Origin of the sequence: Shinella yambaruensis (assembly GCF_050859155.1) — a bacterium.
In the GTDB taxonomy this organism is placed as follows: Bacteria; Pseudomonadota; Alphaproteobacteria; order Rhizobiales; family Rhizobiaceae; genus Shinella; species Shinella yambaruensis.
The window spans coordinates 4,054,072-4,075,022 of sequence record NZ_CP150638.1; the positions used below are offsets into that span (position 1 = coordinate 4,054,072).

At 65.9% G+C, this 20,951-nt stretch carries 18 protein-coding genes and 1 riboswitch; of the genes, 11 read left to right on the top strand and 7 right to left on the bottom strand.

All coding sequences use genetic code 11. The features are described from left to right. Window positions 1-5 precede the first annotated feature (5 nt). Window positions 6-1,238 (top strand): pyridoxal phosphate-dependent aminotransferase, encoded by a 1,233-nt coding sequence (locus WMC41_RS19795; protein ID WP_244769205.1) that lies wholly within the window; start codon window positions 6-8, stop codon window positions 1,236-1,238. A 154-nt stretch (window positions 1,239-1,392) separates the two neighbouring features. Here WMC41_RS19795 and WMC41_RS19800 read toward each other — a convergent pair whose 3' ends face one another. Beyond that, a complete protein-coding gene (locus WMC41_RS19800) occupies window positions 1,393-2,493 on the bottom strand; it encodes a saccharopine dehydrogenase NADP-binding domain-containing protein (RefSeq protein WP_432345882.1) in 1,101 nt (366 codons plus the stop codon). Between the two features lie 112 nt (window positions 2,494-2,605). On the opposite strand from WMC41_RS19800, the gene WMC41_RS19805 reads away from it, so the two are divergent. Beyond that, a complete protein-coding gene (locus tag WMC41_RS19805; protein ID WP_206362188.1) occupies window positions 2,606-3,046 on the top strand; it encodes an Lrp/AsnC family transcriptional regulator in 441 nt (146 codons plus the stop codon). Window positions 3,047-3,236: 190 nt separating this feature from the next. Here the strand turns inward: WMC41_RS19805 and WMC41_RS19810 are convergent, their stop codons facing one another. Further along, window positions 3,237-4,490: an NAD(P)/FAD-dependent oxidoreductase gene (locus WMC41_RS19810; RefSeq protein WP_432345884.1), complete on the bottom strand. Its 1,254-nt coding sequence runs from the start codon at window positions 4,488-4,490 to the stop codon at window positions 3,237-3,239. Window positions 4,491-4,655: 165 nt separating this feature from the next. Between WMC41_RS19810 and WMC41_RS19815 the strand changes: the two genes are divergently transcribed. Continuing rightward, window positions 4,656-5,363, top strand: a complete 708-nt coding sequence (locus tag WMC41_RS19815) for an MOSC domain-containing protein (RefSeq protein WP_432345886.1) — start codon at window positions 4,656-4,658, stop codon at window positions 5,361-5,363. 1 nt (window position 5,364) lies between these two features. On the opposite strand, the gene WMC41_RS19820 is transcribed toward WMC41_RS19815, so the two are convergent. Further along, window positions 5,365-6,018, bottom strand: coding sequence for a GntR family transcriptional regulator (locus WMC41_RS19820; protein WP_244769419.1), 654 nt, complete (start codon window positions 6,016-6,018; stop codon window positions 5,365-5,367). Window positions 6,019-6,196: 178 nt separating this feature from the next. Between WMC41_RS19820 and WMC41_RS19825 the strand changes: the two genes are divergently transcribed. From WMC41_RS19825 to WMC41_RS19850, 6 genes are all read left to right on the top strand, one after another. Beyond that, window positions 6,197-7,546, top strand: coding sequence for a glutamine synthetase family protein (locus WMC41_RS19825; protein WP_432345888.1), 1,350 nt, complete (start codon window positions 6,197-6,199; stop codon window positions 7,544-7,546). Beyond that, entirely contained in the window at window positions 7,546-8,853 is a 1,308-nt protein-coding gene (locus tag WMC41_RS19830; protein WP_432345890.1) for an NAD(P)/FAD-dependent oxidoreductase, read from the top strand. The genes WMC41_RS19825 and WMC41_RS19830 overlap by 1 nt, the downstream gene beginning before the upstream one ends. Window positions 8,854-9,097: 244 nt before the next feature. Beyond that, a riboswitch (TPP riboswitch) is annotated at window positions 9,098-9,208 on the top strand. A gap of 38 nt (window positions 9,209-9,246) precedes the next feature. Continuing rightward, complete coding sequence (thiB, locus tag WMC41_RS19835) at window positions 9,247-10,254, top strand: thiamine ABC transporter substrate binding subunit (RefSeq protein WP_432345892.1); 1,008 nt, start codon at window positions 9,247-9,249, stop codon at window positions 10,252-10,254. A gap of 1 nt (window position 10,255) precedes the next feature. Continuing rightward, entirely contained in the window at window positions 10,256-11,881 is a 1,626-nt protein-coding gene (thiP, locus tag WMC41_RS19840) for a thiamine/thiamine pyrophosphate ABC transporter permease (RefSeq protein WP_432345894.1), read from the top strand. Beyond that, window positions 11,874-12,593 (top strand): thiamine ABC transporter ATP-binding protein, encoded by a 720-nt coding sequence (gene thiQ, locus WMC41_RS19845; RefSeq protein WP_288081155.1) that lies wholly within the window; start codon window positions 11,874-11,876, stop codon window positions 12,591-12,593. Before thiP ends, thiQ begins: the two co-directional genes overlap by 8 nt. A 190-nt stretch (window positions 12,594-12,783) precedes the next feature. Further along, window positions 12,784-14,262 carry a M48 family metalloprotease gene (locus WMC41_RS19850; protein WP_244769196.1) on the top strand — a complete coding sequence of 493 codons (1,479 nt, stop codon included), beginning with the start codon at window positions 12,784-12,786 and terminating at the stop codon, window positions 14,260-14,262. A gap of 243 nt (window positions 14,263-14,505) precedes the next feature. Here the strand turns inward: WMC41_RS19850 and WMC41_RS19855 are convergent, their stop codons facing one another. The 3 genes from WMC41_RS19855 to WMC41_RS19865 all read right to left on the bottom strand — a co-directional run bounded on the left by WMC41_RS19855 (window position 14,506) and on the right by WMC41_RS19865 (window position 18,697). Further along, window positions 14,506-15,249 carry a Bax inhibitor-1/YccA family protein gene (locus WMC41_RS19855; RefSeq protein ID WP_244769195.1) on the bottom strand — a complete coding sequence of 248 codons (744 nt, stop codon included), beginning with the start codon at window positions 15,247-15,249 and terminating at the stop codon, window positions 14,506-14,508. A gap of 182 nt (window positions 15,250-15,431) precedes the next feature. Then, the gene (locus tag WMC41_RS19860) at window positions 15,432-17,984 is read right to left on the bottom strand and encodes an ABC transporter permease (protein WP_432345897.1); all 2,553 of its coding nucleotides are present in this window, start codon (window positions 17,982-17,984) and stop codon (window positions 15,432-15,434) included. Further along, window positions 17,981-18,697, bottom strand: coding sequence for an ABC transporter ATP-binding protein (locus WMC41_RS19865; protein ID WP_244769193.1), 717 nt, complete (start codon window positions 18,695-18,697; stop codon window positions 17,981-17,983). The genes WMC41_RS19860 and WMC41_RS19865 overlap by 4 nt, the downstream gene beginning before the upstream one ends. Window positions 18,698-18,756: 59 nt before the next feature. Between WMC41_RS19865 and WMC41_RS19870 the strand changes: the two genes are divergently transcribed. After that, window positions 18,757-19,401 (top strand): arylesterase, encoded by a 645-nt coding sequence (locus WMC41_RS19870; protein ID WP_133034468.1) that lies wholly within the window; start codon window positions 18,757-18,759, stop codon window positions 19,399-19,401. Window positions 19,402-19,483: 82 nt separating this feature from the next. Then, window positions 19,484-20,065: an RNA 2',3'-cyclic phosphodiesterase gene (gene thpR / locus WMC41_RS19875; protein WP_064331857.1), complete on the top strand. Its 582-nt coding sequence runs from the start codon at window positions 19,484-19,486 to the stop codon at window positions 20,063-20,065. A gap of 37 nt (window positions 20,066-20,102) precedes the next feature. On the opposite strand, the gene WMC41_RS19880 is transcribed toward thpR, so the two are convergent. Continuing rightward, window positions 20,103-20,741, bottom strand: a complete 639-nt coding sequence (locus tag WMC41_RS19880; RefSeq protein ID WP_432345899.1) for a glutathione S-transferase family protein — start codon at window positions 20,739-20,741, stop codon at window positions 20,103-20,105. Window positions 20,742-20,951: the final 210 nt, after the last annotated feature.

Below are 20,951 nucleotides of genomic sequence, written 5' to 3' on the forward strand. Positions count from 1 at the left end.
CCGTGATGGACAACCGGACCAAGACAGAGGAGGCGGGCTTTACGCCCGCCTCGCGCATCGCCGCCATCGGCGTCTCGAAAATCCTGCAGATCGGCGCCCGCGCCGCTGCCATGAAGAAGGACGGCCTGCCGGTCATCATCCTCGGCGCCGGCGAGCCGGACTTCGACACGCCGGACAATGTCAAGGCCGCCGCCAAGGCCGCCATCGACCGCGGCGAGACGAAATACACCGCGCTCGACGGCACGCCGGAGCTGAAGAAGGCGATCTCCGAAAAATTCCGCCGCGAGAACAACGTCGACTATGCAATCGACGAGATCACCGTCGCGACGGGCGCCAAGCAGATCCTCTTCAACGCCTTCATGGCGACGATCGATCCGGGCGACGAGGTGATCATCCCGACGCCCTACTGGACCTCCTATTCCGACATCGTGGAGATCTGCGGCGGCGTGCCGGTGCTGATCCCCTGCGACGGCGAGGCCGGTTTCCGCCTGAAGGCCGAGCAGCTGGAAAAGGCGATCACGCCGAAGACCCGCTGGGTGCTGTTCAACTCGCCGTCCAACCCGTCCGGCGCCGCCTATGGCGAGGCCGACTACCGTCCGCTCCTCGACGTGCTGCTGAGGCATCCGCATGTCTGGCTGATGGTCGACGACATGTACGAACACATCGTCTACGATGGATTCAGGTTCGTCACCCCCGTCGCCATCGAACCGCGCCTGAAGAGCCGCGCCCTGACGATCAACGGCGTCTCCAAGGCCTATGCCATGACCGGCTGGCGCATCGGCTATGCCGGCGGCCCGAAGGCGCTGATCAAGGCGATGGCCGTGATCCAGAGCCAGGCGACCTCCTGCCCGTCCTCGGTCAGCCAAGCCGCCTCGGTCGAGGCGCTGAACGGCCCGCAGGATTTCCTGAAGGAGCGGCAGGCAAGCTTCAAGCACCGCCGCGACCTCGTCGTCTCGGCGCTGAACGCCATCCCCGGCCTCACCTGCCGCACCCCGGAAGGCGCCTTCTACACCTTCGCCGGCTGCGCGGGCGTGATCGGCAAGGTCACGCCGAAGGGCAAGCGTATCGAGGCCGACAGCGACTTCACGGACTATCTCCTGGAAGACGCCCACGTCGCCGTCGTGCCCGGCTCGGCCTTCGGCCTCTCCCCCTATTTCCGCATCTCCTACGCCACGTCGGAAGCGGAACTATCGGAAGCGCTGAAGCGCATCGCGGACGCCTGCGCACGGCTTTCCTGAGCCACGCCCGGTAACCCGCAAAAGAAAAGGGGCCTCGCAAGAGGCCCCATTTTTATGGTCCGCGCCTTTCCGGCGTTCTCTTCTTCCCCGCGGCTGGGCCACAGATGCGAAAACGCCCCGGCATTGCACCGAGGCGTTTGAAGGGTCTGGAAGATCAGGCGGCGCGGGCGCCGTGGTTCTCCTGGGCGTAGTAGTGGCCGAAACGGTTTGCAAGGAAGGTGTCGAGGGCGATTTCCTCCTGGCGAACGAAACCCTCGGCGCGCAGCGAACCGTCGGCGAGCATGTCGAGCACGGCGCAGATAGAGCCGGCCGTCGTGATCTGGATGGCGGAATGCAGGCTGCCGGCGACCGGGGCGCTGTAGACCTTGTTGGCGTAGGTTTCCTGGATCAGGCGGCCGCCCTTGCGGCCCGAGACGGTCACGAAGATGATGACGACGTCCTGCGTGGTGGTCGGCAGGGCGTTTTCGAAGATGTCCTTCAGGACTTCGCGGCGGTGGCGCAGGCCGAGGTCGTTCAAGAGCGCCTTCATGATGGCGGCATGGCCGGGATAGCGGATCGTCTTGTAGTTCAGCGTGCGCACCTTGCCCTTCAGCGTATCGCAGAGCGTGCCGAGGCCGCCCGAGGTGTTGAAGGCCTCGTAGGTCACGCCGTCGAGCGAGAATTCCTCGCGCTCTTCGAGAGCCGGAACCTCGATCAGCGCGCTTTCGACGATGGCTTCGCAGGGCTCGATGTATTCGTTGATGACGCCGTCCGTGCTCCAGGTGAGGTTGTAGTTGAGCGCATTGGACGGGTACTGCGGCAGGGCGCCGACGCGCATGCGCACGCTTTCGAGCGAATCGAAGCGGCTGGCAAGGTCGTTGGCGACGATCGAGATGAAGCCCGGTGCAAGGCCGCACTGCGGGATGAAGGCCGTCTTCGCGTTTTCCGCGATGCGCTTGACCTGGCGGGTGGATTCGACGTCTTCCGTAAGATCGAGATAGTGCAGGCCCGCATCGGCGGCGGCTTCCGCGATGGCAACGGTCAGGTGGTAGGGCGCGGCGGAGAGAACGGCGAACTTGCCGGCGAGAAGGGCGCGGAGCGCGGCACCGTCGGCAATGTCGACGACGGCGGTCGAAACGGCAGCATGGCGCTCGATGGCAGCAAGCTGCTCGTCCGAACGGTCGGCGACGGTGACGCGGTAATCCCCGCTGTGAGCCAGCATGCGGGCGATGGTCGAGCCGATCTTGCCTGCGCCGATGACGACGATGTCCTTCATGTGATTTCCCTCCGGCATGAATTGATGTTGATATTTTGAGGGTGAAGGCTGTCGATTTAAAGCGCCACATCTGGCATAATACATTATCGATATCGGCAGAATGACGGTAGAAATGAGCATTTCGACGCTAGGCGCCAAGGATCGCGAGCTGCTTGCCATCCTCAGCGAGAACGCCCGCGAGCAGACCGCGACGATCGCCCGCAAACTGGGCCTGTCGCGCACGACCGTGCAGGCGAAGATCGACCGGCTGGAGCGGGACGGCGTGATCGCCGGCTATGGCGTCAAGCTTTCGGACGCCTATGAGAGCGGCATGGTGAAGGCGCATGTGCTGATCACCATCGCGCCGAAGACCTTGGCGCGCATCACGACGGAACTGCACGCCATCTCGGCCGTGCGCACGCTGCATTCGGTCAGCGGCAGTTTCGACCTGATCGCCGTGGTCGAGGCGGCATCGATCGCCGAACTCGACCACCTGATCGACCGCATCGGCGCGATCGACGGCGTGGAGCGCACGCTGTCGTCGATCATTCTGTCGACGCGAATTAGGCGTTAAGAAGTCGCTCGGAACTAAGGATCGCCAATCAAAGCCGGCCAACAAGGCCCGACCCCTCTCCTCTGTCATCCTCGGGCTTGACCCGAGGATGACGGAGGGTGGGGTGAGCGCGGTGGGTGATGGCGACCGATGGGATCAGGCTGGGCGACACTCCTCGCTCCAACGACGCTTTGATACCACGCAATCGCTTTCACGCGATGAACCGCTCCGGCCGATACGGCCCGATATTGATCACCGTCCGCTCGCCCAGCATCTTTTCCGCCAGCACGCGGCCGGTGATCGGGCCCAGCGTCATGCCGTGATGGGCGTGGCCGAAGGCGAACCAGAGGCCGGCATGGCGCGGGGCCTTGCCGATGATCGGCATCATGTCCGGCGTGCAGGGGCGGGCGCCCATCCAGGGCTCCTCGTCACGCCGTTCGGCGAGCGGGAAGAATTCGCGCGCCACCTTCTCCGCCCGGCGCAGCTGGACGGGGGTCTTGCGCGTGTCGCGCTTCGCGAATTCGGCTCCCGTCGTCAGGCGGATGCCGCGCAGCATGGGCGCGAGGAAATAGCCGCGCTCGGCATCAAGCACCCAGTTGTTGAGCCTCGCGCCTTCTTCCGTGCCGTAATGCATGTGATAGCCGCGCTTGACGGCAAGCGGGAACCGGTAGCCGAGCTTGCGCGTCACCGTATCGGCCCAGGGGCCGAGCGCGACCACGACTTCCTTGCCCTCGAGCGGGCCTTCAGGGGTGGCGATGCGCCATCCCTCGCCTTCGAGAACATGTTCGATGGTCGCCGCATCGCCCGATTTCAGCTGGCCGCCGAGCGACTCGAAATAGGCGAGGTAACGTCTCAACAGGCTCTGCGGATCGAGGATCGACCACGGGTCGGTCCAGCGCAGGCCCCCGGTGAGCTCGGCGCGGATGGAGGGTTCGGCCTCCGCCACCTCCCGCGTCGTCAGCTTCTGATGGTTGACGCCGAAATTGGCGGACAATTTCTCCGCATCCGCATAGGCCTTGTCCCTCTCCTTCTCCGTGCGGAAAACCTTCATCCAGCCGTCCTTGCGGATAAGCTCCTCCGCGCCGGAGGCGGCGATGAGGTCCGCATGTTCGGAAATCGAGTTCTCGATGAGCGGCGCATAGAGATGGGCGATGCTCTGGTGCTGGCGGAAGCCGGAATGCCACCAGTAGCGGGCAAGGAACGGAATGATGCCGGGGATCGCCGAAGGGTGATAGTGGGCGTCGATCGTGTTGTTCAGCGCATAGCGGAAGAGCGCGCCGAAATCGTGTGGGAAGCCATAGGGAAAGACGCCCTCGCGCTGGATGAGGCCGGCATTGCCGTAGGAGGTTTCTTCCGCCGCCCCGCGCCGGTCGACGAGCACGACCGATTTGCCGCGCCGGACGAGATGGATCGCGGTCGAGATGCCGACCACCCCCGCGCCGAGAACAATGACATCCGTCTTCATCTGCCTGCCCCACATCCATAGTCACATGCCCTGATCCATTGCATGGGCCGAATGCGTGATGCAAGCCGCTTGGCTGCATCGCGGAAGCATGGGCAGGGAGAGGTCGACACGAGCAGCATGGAGCGATAGCGTCAGGACAGGACGAGACCTTCGAAAGGAAGCGGGATGCGGCTTGGCGTGGCAAGCGAACTCTGGCGTTATCCGGTCAGCTCTCTGACCGGCGAGCGGCTCGAAACCGTCGATATCGACGACACCGGCGTTGTCGGAGACCGGCAATGGGGTCTTTTCGAAGCGGACGGCGCAGCCGTCGCGGCGCCGGAAAAGGAAAAGCGCTGGAGACCTGTCCCGGCGCTTCGCTCCCGGCTGGAAGCCGACAGGCCGGAGATAAGCCTCGACGCCATGACATGGCATGGCGTTCCCTCGCCGTCGGCCGACAGGGTTGCCTCGGATCATCTCGGATTTCCCGTCCGGTTCCTGTGTTTCGGCGCGGCGGATGCCGCGCCGCGCTACGATCGCGGGCACCTGCACATCCTGACCACGTCTTCGCTGGCACGCCTGCAAGCGCTGCTGCCGGACGCCGTCATCGATACCAGGCGCTTTCGGCCGAACATCCTGATCGGCACCGATGACGGCGATGCCGATTTCGTCGAGCAGCGTCTCGTCGGCCGAAGGCTCGGCATCGGCGAGACGGTCGTCGAGATCACCGAGCCCTGCCCGCGCTGCGCCTTCACCGCCCTTGGACAGCCGGGCATCCCCTTCGACAAGGATGTGCTGCATGCGATTGCTAAACACGGCGGCGGCGGCTTCGGCGTGCTGGCAAAGGTCGTCGCGCCGGGCAAGGTGTCTTGCGGCGACACGGTGAGCGTGAACTAGGCTACTGCCCGGCGAGCCGCAGCAGGTTCTCGATCGCCGCCCGCTCGAAACCGCCGATGCCTTCGGAAATATCGGCCTTGATCGCCGCCGCGACGGCGTCCTCGTCGCGCTTGCGCAGCGCGGCGATGGCCTCCTGGTGGCGATCGACGAAATAGAGCTGGGCGACATGCTCCATGGCGATGCCGAGGAAGGGGCCGAGCTGGAGCCAGATGCTCTCCACCATCGGCAGGATAACCTGCTCGGGATTGGCGGTGTAGAGCGCACGATGGAATTCCTGGTTCAGCAGCAGCGCGTTGGCATTGTCCTTGCGGGCGATCGCCTCGTCCTGCGCCCTGTCGATCTCTTCCAGCCGGTCGATCCGGCGCTCCGTGATGTGCGGCACCGCCCGGCGGGCGGCGTGCTGCTCCAGCACCGAGCGCAGCGAGACGAGCTCGCTGAACCGGTCCGCCGTCATGCGCGGCACCATGATGCGCCTGTTGTCGAGCACGCGCAGCGCGCCTTCGGAGGAAAGGCGGCGCAGCGCCTCGCGCACCGGCGTCGGGCTACTCTCCATCGCCTCGGCGATGCCGCGGATCGTCAGCGATTCCCCCGGCCGGATCGAGCCGACCATGATGGCCTGGCGCAGGCGCCGATGCGCATATTCATGCGTCGTCATGCCTTCCGGCCGGTCCAGCGGCTCAAGCGCCAAGTTGCCCAATCCATCCCTCCACGAAAGGCTGCCAGATGCTATCCTATGCTTTGTGACAGGTTCTAGCAGCTTGACCCCCGACAAGAAAGTGTGCATATTTTGAAAATGTGATCACAAAAATAATTATGTGATACGGAAGGGAACCATGACTCCGAACGACGATGCCAATTGGCTGATCAATGCCGACGGCGTGGAGAGCATCCAGGCCGTGGTCTGCGACCTGAACGGCATCCTGCGCGGCAAGCGCGTGCCCGTCGGGCAGGCGGAAAAGGTGCTGAAGGGCGGCATCCGCATGCCGCTGTCCATCGTGGGCGTGGACGTGTGGGGCGAGGATATCGTCGGCTCCAGCCATGTCTTCGCCTCGGGCGACATGGACGGCATCTGCAGCCCGACCGGCCGCGGCGCGCTGCCCGTCAACTGGACGCTGAAGCCGTCGGCCGTCGTGCCGCTCTGGCTGTTCAAGGAGGACGGCACCCCCTTCCTCGCCGATCCGCGCCAGGCGCTCGCCAACATCGTCCGGCAGTACCACGAACTGGGCCTGCGCCCCGTCGTCGCCTCGGAAATGGAATTCTACCTGATCGACGCCGAGCCCGACCATGCCGAGCCGCCGATCTCGCCCTATACCGGCAAGCGGCTCGATTCCGACGCCATCCTCTCGATCGACGAGCTCGACGATTTCGGCCAGTTCTTCTCCGATGTCTATGCGGAATGCGAGCGGCAGAACGTGCCGGCGGATTCGGCCGTCGCGGAAAACGGCATCGGCCAGTTCGAAATCAACCTGATGCATTCCGACGACCCGTTGAAGGCCGCCGACGACGCGCTGTTCTTCAAGCGCATCATCAAGGGCGTCGCGCGCAAGCACGGCTTTGCCGCCACCTTCATGGCAAAACCCTACGGCATGCGCTCGGGCAGCGGCATGCACATGCATTTCAGCCTGATCGACGAAGACGGCAACAACGTCTTCGACAACGGCACGCCCGAAGGCTCCGACATCATGAAACACGCCGTCGCGGGCCTGACGCGCGGCATGGCGGAATCGACGCTGCTCTTCGCGCCGCACTTCAACTCCTACCGCCGCCTGCGCCCCGACACGCACGCGCCGACCTCCGTCTCCTGGGGCTACGAGAACCGCACCGCCGCCATCCGCATTCCCGGCGGCAGCAACAAGGCGCGGCGCATCGAGCACCGCGTCGCCGGCGCGGACGCCAACCCCTACCTCGTCATGGCCGGCATTCTCGGCGCCGCCCTCGTCGGCATCCGCAACACCTGGGAGCCGCCGGCGCCAGTTTCGGGTCGCGCCTATCAATCGCAGCTGCCGCGCATTCCCTCGGAATGGGGTTCGGCCGTCACCGCCTTCGAGAACGGCTCGATCGTCTCCGAGATCTTCGACGCGGACCTCCGCTCCATGCTGATCGCCTGCAAACGGCAGGAAATCGCCGGTTTCGCCGAACAGGTGACCGACTTCGAATTCAGCGCCTATCTGGAAATCGTCTGATGGCCAACAATGCCTCCTATGCCGGCAACGGCGCCTATCCCGACAGCTACTACGCCGCCTCCCGCAATATCATCCGCACGCCGAAGGTGCTGGAGGGCGCGGTCACGGCCGATGTCGCCGTGCTCGGCGCCGGCTATTCCGGCCTTTCCACCGCCATCCACCTTGCCGAAAAGGGCTACAAGGTGGTGATGGTCGAGGGGGCGGGCATCGGCTGGGGCGCTTCGGGGCGCAATGGCGGCCAGATCGTCAACGGCCTCAATGCCAGTCTCGACACGATCAAGCGCCGCTACGGCGATCAGGCCGGCGCCTTCGTCGGCGGCCTCGTGCAGGAGGGCGGCAGGATCATCCGCCGCCTGGTCTCGCAGTATGATATCGATTGTGACCTAAAGGACGGCAACATCTACGCCGCTTACACGCCTGCCCACATGAAGGACCTCGAGCACAAGAAGGCGCTGTGGAAGAGCTACGGCATGGACGACCACCAGATGCTCGACAAGGCGGCGATGCGAAAGCTCGTCAACACCGACGCCTATATCGGCGGCATGCTGGATACGACCGGCGGCCACATGCACCCGCTCAACCTCACGCTTGGCGAGGCCAGGGCGCTGGAGACGCTCGGCGGCGTGATCTACGAGCAGTCGCCCGTCACCCGCGTCGAGCACGAGGCGGAAAAGCCCGTCATCCACACGACGAAGGGCAGCGTCACGGCAAATGTCGCCGTCATCTGCGGCAATGCCTATCTCGGCCATGTCGTGCCGAAGCTGGTTTCGCGCGTCATGCCGGTCTCCACCCAGATGATCGCCACCGAGCCGCTCGGCGCCGAGCGCGCCGATGCGCTGATCCCGAGCGACATGTGCGTGGAGGACGTGCGCTACATCCTCGATTATTTCCGCCTGTCGGCCGACAAGCGCATGATCTTCGGCGGCGGCACCGTCTACGGCGGCACGGACCCGGCCGACGTCAGGGCTAAGATTCGCCCGAACCTCGAAAAGGTCTTCCCCTCGTTGAAGGGCTTGAAGATCGATTATGCCTGGAGCGGCAATTTCGCCCTCTCCTTCTCGCGCGTGCCGCAGATGGGCAAGATCGGCAAGAACACCTATTTCGCCCATGGCTACAGCGGCCACGGCGTCACCGGCTCGCATCTCTTCGGCCGCATCCTCAGCGAGGCGATCGACGGCGACCTCTCGCGTTTCAGCCAGTTCGAGAAACTGCCCTGGATCCCCTTCCCGGGCGGGCGCATGTTCCGCGCGCAATATTCCACCATCGGCTCCTGGTGGTACCAGTTCAAGGACGCCTTCGGCCTTTGAGGCCGAATGGACAAGTCGCGCTTGCGCGAGCCCTAGGATTATTGGCGAAGTCCGCCAACCTCTCCTCCGTCATGGTCGGGCCTGACCCGACCATCCACAGTCGCGGATGACGCATGGATCCTCGGGTTAAACCCGAGGATGACGACAGAAGGCGGGGTGATGTGTGTCATCGAACCAAGCCTGGCGCCAGCACCGGCCTTCCGCTTGCCCCTTGCGCGCCGCCTCGCGCAGGATTATGCCTTGCCTTGCTCTAACGGGGTGCCCGGGGTTCTTTCCTCCGGCTGAGAGGCGGTTTCGCCAACCCGAAGAACCTGATCCGGCTCGTACCGGCGGAGGGATTAGACGGCACATCCAGCGCCCTACTCCCGTTTTGTGAACAGCAAGGAGGCGCGGATGCGCAAGACTTCTCTTTCCACCATCGCGGCACTCGCCGTTTCCCTCGCCTTTCCCGCGCTCGCGCAGGAAAAGACGCTGACCGTCTACACCTATGAGAGCTTCGTCGCCGAATGGGGCCCCGGCCCCAAGGTCAAGGAAGCCTTCGAGAAGACCTGCGGCTGCACCGTCGAGTGGGTCGGCGTCGCCGACGGCGTCGAACTTTTGACGCGCCTGAAACTCGAAGGCGAGGGCACGAAGGCCGACCTGGTGCTCGGCCTCGACACCAACCTGATCACCGAGGCCAAGGCGACCGGCCTCTTCGAGGTGCACGGCCTTTCGCCGGCGGACCTCACCGTGCCCGGCGGTTTCTCCGATGATACGTTCCTGCCCTACGACTACGGCCATTTCGCCGTCGTCTATGACAGCGAGACGCTCAAGAACCCGCCGGCGAGCCTGAAGGAGCTGGTCGAGGGCGATCCCTCGCAGAAGATCGTCATCGAGGATCCGCGCACCTCGACGCCGGGTCTCGGCCTCCTGCTCTGGGTGAAGTCGGTCTATGGCGACAAGGCGGGCGAGGCGTGGGGCAAGCTGAAGGACCGCGTGCTGACCGTCACGCCCGGCTGGTCGGAAGCCTACGGCCTCTTCACCAAGGGCGAGGCGCCGATGGTGCTGTCCTACACGACCTCGCCGGCCTACCACGTCATCGCGGAACAGAGCGAGCGCTACAAGGCCGCCGCCTTCTCCGAGGGCCACTACGTGCAGATCGAGGTCGCCGGCCTGACGCGCACCGCCGACGACAAGGACCTTGCCCGCCAATTCCTGACCTTCATGACCGGCCCGGACTTCCAGTCGATCATCCCGGAGACCAACTGGATGATGCCGGCCGCGAAGACGAAGAACCCGCTGCCGGCCGCCTTCGACGCGCTGGTGAAGCCGGAAAAGACCTTCCTGATGCCGTCGGACGAGGTCGCGGCCAACCGCAAGGCCTGGATCGACGAATGGCTGGCGGCGATGAGCGCCAGGTAGCGTGATCTTCGCCCGCACTGAGCGACGGACGCTGCGTGTCGCCGGGGGCCTCGCCCTCGGCACCGTGCTCGCCTTCGTCGGCGCGGCGACGGCCGTGCTTCTCGCCCATGCCGGCCCCGGCGCCGGCGCGCCGCTCCTCGATGCCTATATCGGACGCGTCGCGCGGTTCACGCTGCTGCAGGCGACGCTCTCCACGCTGCTGTCCGTCCTCCTCGCCATTCCCGTCGCCCGGGCGCTCGCCCGGCAGCGGGATTTTCCGGGTCGCGTCTGGATCATCCGGCTGTCCGTCGTACCGCTCGGCCTGCCGGCGCTGGTCGCCGCGCTCGGCGTCATCGAGATCTGGGGCCGGCAGGGCGTCGTCAACGACCTGCTCGGGCTTGCCGGGCTGCAGAGCCCGTTCAGCGTCTACGGGCTTGCCGGCATCCTGATCGCCCACGTCTTCTTCAACCTGCCGCTCGCCGCGCGCTTCCTGCTGGCGGCCCTCGACCGCATTCCGGCGGAATACTGGCTGACCTCCGCCAATCTCGGCATGGGCGGCGGCGCGGTGTTCCGGCTCATCGAATGGCCGGTGATCCGGCGGGTCCTGCCGGGCATCGCCGGCCTCGTCTTCATGCTCTGCGCGACGAGCTTCACCATCGTGCTGACGCTCGGCGGCGGACCGGCGGCGACCACGATCGAAGTGGCGATCTACCAGGCGCTGCGCTTCGATTTCGACCCCGAGCGCGCCGTGCTGCTCGCCTTCCTGCAAATCCTCGTCACGGCAAGCCTGCTCTGGCTGATCTCGCTGTTCGGCCGCCCGCCCGAGGAAGGCATGACGGCGGGCCGCGCCATCCGCCGTTTCGACGGCCGCGGGCGCCGCCTCCCCGATGGCCTTGTCATCCTTCTCTTCACCCTCTTCACCGCCGCCCCGCTCGCCGCCACCCTCGTCTCGGGCCTTTCCGCCGATCTCGTCCGACTGGCGCTCGATCCGCTGCTGCACCGGGCGCTCCTTACCAGCCTCGCCATTTCCTTCGCCTCGGCCTGCCTCAGCCTCGCGATCGCGCTGCCCATCGTGCTCGTGCCGCGACTTGCCGAAACGGGCGAGGCGGGCATCGCGACGCGGCTGATGGGCCGCGCACTGCCGGCAGTCGGCTCGCTCATCCTGCTCGTGCCGCCGGTCGTCGTCGCCACGGGCTGGTTCCTCGTGCTGAGGACTTTCGGCGAGACCGGGCGCTTCGCCCCCGCCGTCGTCACCGTCCTCAACGCGCTGATGGCGCTGCCCTTCGTCGTGCGCGTGCTGGAGCCGGCCTATCGCACCCATCTTGCGCGCACCGCGCGGCTCGCGCTCAGCCTCGGCGTCACCGGATTGCATCGCCTGCGATGGATCGACCTGCCGGCCCTGAAGAAGCCGCTGCTAACGGCCTTCGCCTTCGCCATGGCGCTGTCGCTCGGCGATCTCGGCGCCGTCGCCATTTTCGGCGCGGAAGGCTTCGTCACCCTGCCCTGGCTGCTTTTCTCCCGCATGGCGAGCTATCGCACGGCGGACGCCGCCGGCATCGCGCTGCTGCTCGGCGTGATATGCCTTCTCCTGACGCTACCCTCGACCACGGCGGAGCGCCCGACCGAAAGCCAAAGCGCCGATGCCTGACCTTGCCATCCGCCTCACCGACGTCACCGTGCGCTTCGAGGAGAAGCGGCTTTCCTTCGACTGCGCCATTCCCGCCGGCGCCGCAGTCGCCGTAGCAGGCCCCTCGGGCGCGGGAAAATCGACGCTGTTCAACGTGATCGCCGGCTTCCAGGCGCCAGCTTCGGGCGATGTCCGGCTGCTCGGCGAAGACATGGCAGGGCGGGACCCCGCGGAACGGCCGGTCTCGATCATCTTCCAGGACAACAACCTCTTTGCGCACCTGACGATCGCCGACAATGTCGGCCTCGGCATCGATCCAGCGCTGCGGCTGGACGCGCCGGCGCGCCAGCGCGTGTTCACGGCGCTCGCGCGCGTCGGCCTCGGCGGCTACGAGCGGCGCCTGCCGGGCTCGCTCTCCGGCGGGGAGCGGCAGCGCGTGGCGCTCGCCCGCGCCCTCGTGCGGCGCCGGCCGATCCTGCTGCTCGATGAACCCTTCGCCGCGCTCGATCCGGCCATGCGGGCGGAGATGGCGAAACTTCTGGCGGAACTGCGCGACGAAACGAAGAGCACGATGCTTTTCATCACGCATCAGCCGGAAGACATCCGCCGGCTGGCCGACCGGGTGATGTTTCTGGAGGCGGGCGCGATCCTTCTCGATGAGCCCGCCGGCGATTTCCTCTCGCGGCGCGAACCGCCGGCCGTTGCAAAATTCCTCGGTCATTCCGCGCTTTAGCAGCACGGCCGGCAGGGCATCCCGGCGGCACGCCACAATTTGGACGCCCCCCTGTGTCACCGGAGCCACAAGGGAAGCGTTTGTCGAATCGGGAGTTGCCGGCCAGGTATGGTGCGTCTATCTCATCCATTCGAGGACCCGGTTCGGGCTGTGGGCAAGAGATATGGCGAGAGCAACGCAGGAAGCTGCAATGGTATGCGGACGCGGGGTTTTGAAGCCCCTTGCGGCGTTGATGCTTGCCGGCACGCTGCTGTCAGGCTGCCAGTCGATCATCGAGCAGACCTATGAGCCGACGATCTCGCCCTCGTCCAATCCGCAGATCGTCGAAGAGGTGCAGAAGAACGACCCGCGCGCCCAGATGGGCGCCCGCGAGCACCCGCGCATCGTGGCGAGCTACGGCGGCGAATACAAGGACGCCAAGACCGAGCGGCTCGTCGCCCGCATTGCCGGCGCGCTGACGCTCGTTTCGGAAAACCCGAACCAGTCCTACCGCATCACCATCCTGAATTCTCCCGCGATCAACGCCTTCGCGCTGCCGGGCGGCTATCTCTACGTCACCCGCGGCCTGCTGGCGCTCGCCAACGACGCCTCGGAGGTCGCCGCCGTGCTCTCGCACGAAATGGCGCACGTCACCGCCAACCACGGCATCGAGCGCCAGAAGAAGGAAGAGGCCGAGGTCATCGCCAGCCGCGTCGTGGCCGAGGTGCTTTCCAGCAACATCGCCGGCAAGCAGGCCCTGGCGCGCGGAAAGCTGCGCCTTGCCGCCTTCTCGCGCAACCAGGAACTCCAGGCGGACGTCATCGGCGTGCGCATGCTTGGCGAAGCGGGCTACGATCCCTATGCCGCCGCGCGCTTCCTCGATTCCATGGCGGCCTATGCCCGCTTCACCGCGGTCGATCCCGATTCCGACCAGAGCCTCGACTTCCTGTCGAGCCACCCGAACGCGCCGCAGCGCGTGGAGCTGGCGCGCCTGCATGCCCGGGCCTTCGGCGCAGAAGGCTCGATCGGCGACCGCGGCCGCGACTACTACCTCGCCGGCATCGACGGCCTGCTCTACGGCGATGCGCCGGAAGAGGGCTATGTGCGCGGCCAGACCTTCCTGCACGGCAAGCTCGGCATCCGCTTCGACGTGCCGGCCGGCTTCCAGATCGACAACAAGGCTGATGCGGTGCTGGCGACGGGTCCCGGGGATGTCGCGATCCGCTTCGACGGCGTCGCCGACAGCCGCAAGCAGAACCTCGTCAATTATATTTCGAGCGGCTGGGTGACCGGCCTTCGGCCGGAGACGATCCAGCCCATCACGATCAACGGGCTGGAGGCGGCGACGGCCAAGGCGGCGGCCGACCGCTGGGAATTCGACGTCACGGTCGTGCGCATCGACAACCAGATCTACCGCTTCCTGACCGCGGTACCGGTGGGCTCGAAGGCGCTGGAGCCGACCGCGGCGATCCTCAGGGCCTCGTTCCGCAAGCTGACGCCGCCCGAAGTCGCCTCGCTGAAGCCGCTGCGCGTGCGCGTCGTCACGGCGCGGGCGGGCGACACCGTCGCCTCGCTCGCCGGGCGGATGATGGGCACGGACCGCAAGCTCGACCTCTTCCGCCTGATCAACGCGATGACGGCGGCAAGCACCGTCCGCCCCGGCGAAAAGTTCAAGATCATCAGCGAATAGGCATCTTGCCAAACAGAAACCCCGCCGGAAACGGCGGGGTTTCTGTTTGTTTACGTACCTCGCCTCACCCCCGACGTCATCTTCGGCCTTGAGCCGAGGATCCACCGGCGTGCCCCGGATCGTGGATGGTCGGGTCAAGCCCGACCATGACGGAGGAGAGGTTTGGCGGACTGTCTCTCTTCGAAGTGAGACCCCGCCGTCTCCGGCGGGGTTCTTTCATTCAGCCATCCATCCGGCTTGGCGTTACTCGCGGTTGCCGAGGAAGCGCAGCAGGAACAGGAAGAGGTTGATGAAGTCGAGGTAGAGCGTCAGCGCGCCCATGATGGCCTTGCGGCCGGCCACGGCGACGTCGTCGGCTTCAAAATACATTTCCTTGATCTTCTGCGTGTCCCAGGCCGTCAGGCCTGCGAAGACCAGGACGCCGATCGCGGAGATCGCGAAGTCGAGCGCCGAGGACTGCAGGAACAGGTTGACGAGCGAGGCGATGATCAGGCCGAACAGGCCCATGATCAGGAACGAGCCGATCGCGGACAGGTCCCGCTTCGTCGTGTAGCCGAACAGCGACAGCGCGCCGAAGGCGGCGGCGGAGACGAAGAAGGTCTGCGCGATGCTCGCGCCGGTATAGATCAGGAAGATCGACGACAGCGACAGGCCCATCAGGCCGGCATAGACCCAAAAGGTCGTCTGCGCGGCTGAAACGCTCATCGTATGGATGCGGAAGCTCAGGAAGAAGACCAGCGCCAGCGGGGCGAGCATCACGACCCACTTCAGCGGGCTCACATAGATCGCATAACCGAAGCTCGTGAGCTGGCCACCGGCAAAGGCGGCCTGCGAGGCGAAATACGCCACGACACCGGTGATCGCGAGACCCAGGGCCATCAGGTTGTAGACCCGGAGCATATAGGCGCGCAGGCCCTCGTCGATGACGGCACCGGCCTGAGCGCCGGCATTGGCCGTTCGGGTCTGGTAGTTGCGGAGATCAGCCATGTTTTCCTCTCGTAAAGCCCCCTCGTGGTGACGGTGTCGGGTTCCCGTTTATTCGCCGAGGGTCCGGCGCAAGGGATCCGGGCAGCCGCTGCGGGGCTCCAGCTTGCCTGCACTCAATATGCGCATGAATTGTGTCTCGTACAAGACCCGCGCGCCCTGCGGGAGCCCGGATCCTGCCGATGTCAGAGCTCGCGCAGCACGGGCGCGGCCTTCTGCCCCAGGATGCGCCAGGTCCCGGCAAGGCCGATGCCGACGGTCATGACGAGCGCCGTGACGACCGTCATGACGGCCACGTCCGGCAGGAAGCTCGACGGCAGCGTCATGATGCGGCTCACAACGAACCAGGCCGCCACCCCGCCGGCGAAGAGCGCGAAGACCGCCGTCGCCAGCCCGAGCATCAGATATTCGTAGCTGAAGGCGCGGATCAGCGTGGCGCGCGTCGCACCCAGCGTCTTGAGGACCACCGCATCGTGCACGCGCGCCCGGTTGCCGGCGGCGAGCGCCCCGGCGAGCACGAGGATCGAGGCGATGAGCGCGACGGCAGCCGCCGCCCGGATCGCGGTGGCGAGCTGGCCGACCAGCTCGTTGACCACGTCGAGCGCATCCTTGACGCGCACGCTGGTGATCGTCGGGAAGGCATTGGTGACGGCCTTCAAGGTCGCCGCCTCCTGCCCGGCCGTCGCCTGCGGGTCGATCACCGTCGCCAGCCAAGCATGCGGCGCGCCGGCAAAGGTGTTCGGCGAGAAGACCATGACGAAGTTGATCGACAGCGATTCCCATTCGACATTGCGGAAGTTCGCGATGCGCGCCGTGATGTTGCGGCCGAGCACGTTGACCGTCACGCTGTCGCCGATCTTGAGGCCGAGCTCGCGGCCCTCCTCGGCGGCGAAGGAGACGAGCGGCTCGCCGGAATAATCCTCCGGCCACCATTCGCCCTCGGCAAGCGTGGAGTTTTTCGGCGTGCGCTTGGCATAGGTGATGCCGCGGTCGCCGCGCAGCACCCATTGCCCCTCCGGCGGCACCTTGACCTTCGAGACCTCGACGCCGTTCAGCTCCATGACGCGGCCGCGCAGCATGGGCACCTCGATGATCTTGCCGTCGGGCATGTTCGCCTGCAGCACGGTGCGGAACCCGTCGAGCTCGCTGCCCTGGATATCGACGAAGAAGAAGTTCGGCGCGCGCTCCGGCAGGTTGCCGGTCAGTTCTCGCCGCAGGTTGCCGTCGATCAGCGTCAGCGTGACGAGAAGCGCAAGGCCGAGGCCGAGCGACAGCACGACGGACGCGGTAAGCGCGCCCGGCCGGTGGATATTGCCGACCGCCAGCCGCAAGGCGGGCGAATTGACGCGCGGGCTGCGTTTCGCGACCGCGGTGATCAGCATGGCGACGACGCGCAACACGACGAAGGCGAAGGCGATCGCCCCGAGGAAGACGACGGCGATGTAGCGGTCATAGGCCGTGGCGATGGCAAGCCCGGCCAGCGCCGCAAGAAGCAGCGCCGCGCCCGCGACATAGGGCCAGCTCGGCAGGCGGCCGGCCTCGAAACCCTGCTCGCGGAAGAGCGCCGTCGCCGGCACCTCGCGGGCATGGCCGAGCGGCATGATGGCGAAGGCCAGCGCCGTCAGGAGGCCGAAGACGGCGGCAAGCAACAGGGCCGGGGGATAGATCGTCGCCTCCGCCGGCACCGGCAGCACGTCGTCGAGGAAGCCCATCGCCACCACGGGCATCAGCGCGCCCGCCACGAGGCCGATCAGGATGCCGACCGCGGCGATCAGCGCGATCTGCGCAAGATAGACCAGCGCCACCAGCGAGGCCGGCGCGCCGAGGCACTTGAAGGTGGCGATGACGGAGCGCTTGGAATCGAGATAGGCGCGCACCGCATTGGCAACGCCGACGCCGCCGACGATCAGCGCCGTCAGGCCGACCAGCGTCAGGAACTGCGAGAAGCGCGTGATGTTGTTGGTGAGCGAAGGCGCCGCGCTGTTGGAGGTGCGGATCGACCAGCCGGCCTGCGGGAAGGCTTTCGTGGCGTCCGCCCGCACCCTGGACAGCGATATGCCGGCATCGGCAAGCCGGATGCGATAGGCGTTCTCCACGAGGCTGCCGGTCTGCACGAGACCGCTCGCCTGCATGGCCTCTTCCGAGATCATCAGCCGCGGCGCGAAGCCAAACCCTTCCGAAACCGCGTCGGGCTCGCGCACCAGCGTCGCCGTCACCTTCAGCCGGGCCGTGCCGAGCAGGATCTCGTCGCCGACGGCAATGCCGAGACGGTCGAGCAGCAGCGGCGCGACGACCGCGCCGTAGCTCTCCCCCTCCCTGGCGAAGAGCGCGGCGGACGGCTGCTGCGGGCTGGTCTCCAGCGTGCCGTAGAGCGGATAGGCTCCGTCGACGCCTTTCGCCTCGACCAGCGTCTGGTCGGACCCGTCGGGCAGGCGCGCCATGGAGCGCAGGCTGGAGGAGAGGGAAACATCGCCCAGCCCCTGGAAGTGCTTCAGCTCTTCCGGGGTCGCGAAGCGGTTGTTGAATTCGAAGCGCACGTCGCCCGCAAGCAGGCTCTGCCCCTGCGAGGCGATCGCCTGGGCGATGGCGCTCGACACCGAGTTGACGCCCGCGATCGCCGCCGTTCCGAGCGCGATGCAGGCGAGGAAGATGTAGAACCCCTTGAGGCCGCCGCGCATTTCGCGCAGTGCCAAGCGAAGCGCCAGCGGAAACTGTCTCAGGACCGTGCCGATCCTCATGCCGGCACCGCCTCGGCCAGCGTCGCCTTGATCGGCGCCGCGCCGGAAACGATCTCGCCGGAGCGCATGGCGACCTGCCGGCTGCACCGGGCGGCGAGCGAGGGATCATGCGTCACAAGCACCAGCGTCATGCCGCGCTCGGCCTGCTTGGCGAAGAGAAGATCGGCGATCTGCCGGCCGGTCTCGGTGTCGAGGTTGCCGGTCGGCTCGTCGGCGATCAGCAGTTTCGGCGAGGGCGCGAGCGCCCGGGCGATCGCCACGCGCTGCTGCTCGCCGCCCGAAAGCTGGCCGGGATAGTGCGACAGGCGCTCGCCGAGGCCGACCGCCGTCAGTTCCCGCCGGGCGATCTCGAAGGCGTCCCGCACATTGGCGAGCTCCAGCGGCACAGCGACGTTTTCCAGCGCCGTCATGTTGGGAATGAGGTGGAAGGACTGGAAGACGATGCCGATATTGCGGCCGCGGAAATCGGCCACCTGGTCCTCGGTCATGCCGTGCAGGCCTGCGCCGTCGATATGGATCTCACCGCTGTCCAGCCGTTCGAGCCCGGCCAGCACCATCAGGAGCGTCGACTTGCCGGAGCCGGACGGGCCGACGATGCCGACCGATTCGCCCCCCTCGATCGAAAGGTCGATCCCCTTCAGCACATGAACGGAGGCGGCCGCCCGGCCGAGGGTGAGATCGGCTTTTTTGAGATCGATGATGGTTTTGGCCAAGGAATTCTGCCCTATATGTCTTGAAGCAACTGGAATGCCAGCAATCTAGGATCAGCGACATGTCGTTTAAAGCGGCGCTTGGATTTTTCGCCTCACTTGCAATCACAGCTTTGTTATCCGTGAATGCCGCCCGGGCGGAGCCCGTGAAGCTCGTCGGCTTCGGCGACAGCCTGATGGCCGGCTACCAGCTACCCGCGACGGACGCCTTTCCGGTGAAGCTGGAGAAGGCGCTGCGCGAAAAGGGCTACGAGGTCGAGATCGCCAATGCCGGCGTTTCCGGCGACACGAGCTCCGGCGGCCTTGCCCGGCTCGACTGGTCGATCCCCGAGGGCACGCAAGGCGTGATTCTGGAACTCGGCGCCAATGACGCGCTGCGCGGCATTCCGCCGGAACAGACGGAGAAGAACCTCGACGCCATGCTGACGCGCCTCAAGGAGCGCGGCATCGCGGTGCTGCTTGCCGGCATGCTGGCTCCGCCGAACATGGGCCCCGACTACGGCGAGCGCTTCAACGGCATCTACCGGCGCATGGCGGAAAAGCATGGCGCCGCGCTCTATCCGTTCTTCCTCGACGGGGTCGTCACCAAGGCGAACCTGCAGCTCGACGACGGCATGCATCCGAATTCCGAGGGGGTGGACGTGATGGTCGCGACGATGCTTCCGGCCGCCGAAGCGTTCATCAAATCGATACCGGCGAAGGAGTAGTTTTCGCGGGTGCGAAATAAGGGTTGCGCAAAAATCCATTGCGTGATTCGCTGACAGTACATTCCAGCAGGGAGAAGTCGCCATGCCGAGACTTTTCGTCGCCCTCGAAGTGCCGCGCAATGCTGCCATGAGCCTCTCCTTGCTGAGAGGCGGACTTCCCGGAGCCCGCTGGATCGATGTCGAGAACTTCCACATTACCTTGCGTTTCATCGGCGATATCGACGGCCGCACCGCCGACGAGGTGGTCGACAAGCTCGACCGCATCGAGCGCCCGGAATTCCAGCTCGCCCTGTCGGGCCTAGGCTCCTTCGGCTCGAAGAAGCCGCATTCCGTCTTCGCCGGCGTGACGCAGGCGCCGGAAATGTACGCCCTCCAGGGCGAAATCGAGCGCATCTGCCAGCGCCTGGGCCTTCCCGCCGATCCGCGAAAGTTCACGCCCCACGTCACGCTCGCCCGCCTGCGCAACGCCCGCATCGAGGACGTCGCCCACTACCTTTCCGGTCGCGGCAATTTCCACACCGCCCCCTTCACGGTGAACCGCTTCGTGCTGATGTCCTCGAAGGAATCCGTCGGCGGCGGGCCATACCTCACGGAAGAGGTTTTCCCGCTTTACGAGTCCGGCGGCGGCTGGGACGGCGCGGACCTGCGCGACCATCCGGTTTGACCGGCGATACGGCGCACATCTCCAGGAGAGGACCGCCCTAACCGGGCAGCGGCGGCAAATCGGGTGCGTTCAGTCCCTGAAAGGGATCGCGCCACGCATCCAACTTTTCGAGCCGCTCGTTCCAGCGTTCTATCGCGGGATATTCGGTAAGCGGCAGCCGGGCGGCGTCGTTGAACGGCAGAAACGTCGCCATGCGGAAATCCGCAAAGGAAACCGCATCGCCGACGAGCCATGCACGGTTTGCCAGTTCGCTCTCCAGCATGGCGGCGGCCTTGTGAAACTGCTGCAGTCCCTCTTCAACCATCCGCTCGTCGCAAGGGCCGAAGCCGTAACGCTGTTTCGTGCCGCGCTCCCAATGCACGATGTCGCATGCCTTGACGAAGTTTTCCTTCGCCCAACTGATCCAGCGGATCATGTCCGGTTCCTCGTCGTCCGTCCGCCAGAAGTTCGAACCGGTGCTGCGGGAGAGCCAGCAGACGATGGCATCGCTCTCCCACAATGTCCGGCCGGGCAATTCCAGAATTGGCAACAGCAGGTTCGGATTGAGTGAAATGTAACGCTCCGCCTGGCCCGGGGCACGGGGAGCGGCGAACTCGAATTCGACGTCGGCGTCCAAGAACCGGGCCGCAGCGACCGTCAGGCGAGGGTTGGGATTACGGCTGAAATGGATCTTCATCTGGCTTGTCTCCGCTTGTCACGCCTCAAGGACGAACGAAGCGGTCACGGTCCGACACGGGAAGATGGAATCATGGCCGCTCGCGACTTCGCTTCGCGCCGGTCGGCCCATCAGGGCGCAGCCGCATCGCGCTTAATCCTTGATGCGATTCGGTATTTCGTGGCGCCGCAGCCAACCCCGCCAGTCCATTGTGGTGAACAAACCCTGAAT

Bases quoted from the DNA above. Each gene is read 5' to 3' on its own strand.
- WMC41_RS19815 (WP_432345886.1), top strand. From the start codon at position 4,656: ATGCGGCTTGGCGTGGCAAGCGAACTCTGGCGTTATCCGGTCAGCTCT.
- WMC41_RS19860 (WP_432345897.1), bottom strand. From the start codon at position 17,984: ATGAGGATCGGCACGGTCCTGAGACAGTTTCCGCTGGCGCTTCGCTTG.
- WMC41_RS19855 (WP_244769195.1), bottom strand. From the start codon at position 15,249: ATGGCTGATCTCCGCAACTACCAGACCCGAACGGCCAATGCCGGCGCT.
- WMC41_RS19870 (WP_133034468.1), top strand. From the start codon at position 18,757: ATGTCGTTTAAAGCGGCGCTTGGATTTTTCGCCTCACTTGCAATCACA.
- WMC41_RS19825 (WP_432345888.1), top strand. From the start codon at position 6,197: ATGACTCCGAACGACGATGCCAATTGGCTGATCAATGCCGACGGCGTG.
- WMC41_RS19820 (WP_244769419.1), bottom strand. From the start codon at position 6,018: ATGACGACGCATGAATATGCGCATCGGCGCCTGCGCCAGGCCATCATG.
- WMC41_RS19830 (WP_432345890.1), top strand. From the start codon at position 7,546: ATGGCCAACAATGCCTCCTATGCCGGCAACGGCGCCTATCCCGACAGC.
- WMC41_RS19810 (WP_432345884.1), bottom strand. From the start codon at position 4,490: ATGAAGACGGATGTCATTGTTCTCGGCGCGGGGGTGGTCGGCATCTCG.
- WMC41_RS19805 (WP_206362188.1), top strand. From the start codon at position 2,606: ATGAGCATTTCGACGCTAGGCGCCAAGGATCGCGAGCTGCTTGCCATC.
- thiQ (WP_288081155.1), top strand. From the start codon at position 11,874: ATGCCTGACCTTGCCATCCGCCTCACCGACGTCACCGTGCGCTTCGAG.
- WMC41_RS19795 (WP_244769205.1), top strand. From the start codon at position 6: ATGGACAACCGGACCAAGACAGAGGAGGCGGGCTTTACGCCCGCCTCG.
- WMC41_RS19800 (WP_432345882.1), bottom strand. From the start codon at position 2,493: ATGAAGGACATCGTCGTCATCGGCGCAGGCAAGATCGGCTCGACCATC.
- thpR (WP_064331857.1), top strand. From the start codon at position 19,484: ATGCCGAGACTTTTCGTCGCCCTCGAAGTGCCGCGCAATGCTGCCATG.
- thiB (WP_432345892.1), top strand. From the start codon at position 9,247: ATGCGCAAGACTTCTCTTTCCACCATCGCGGCACTCGCCGTTTCCCTC.
- WMC41_RS19880 (WP_432345899.1), bottom strand. From the start codon at position 20,741: ATGAAGATCCATTTCAGCCGTAATCCCAACCCTCGCCTGACGGTCGCT.
- WMC41_RS19850 (WP_244769196.1), top strand. From the start codon at position 12,784: ATGGTATGCGGACGCGGGGTTTTGAAGCCCCTTGCGGCGTTGATGCTT.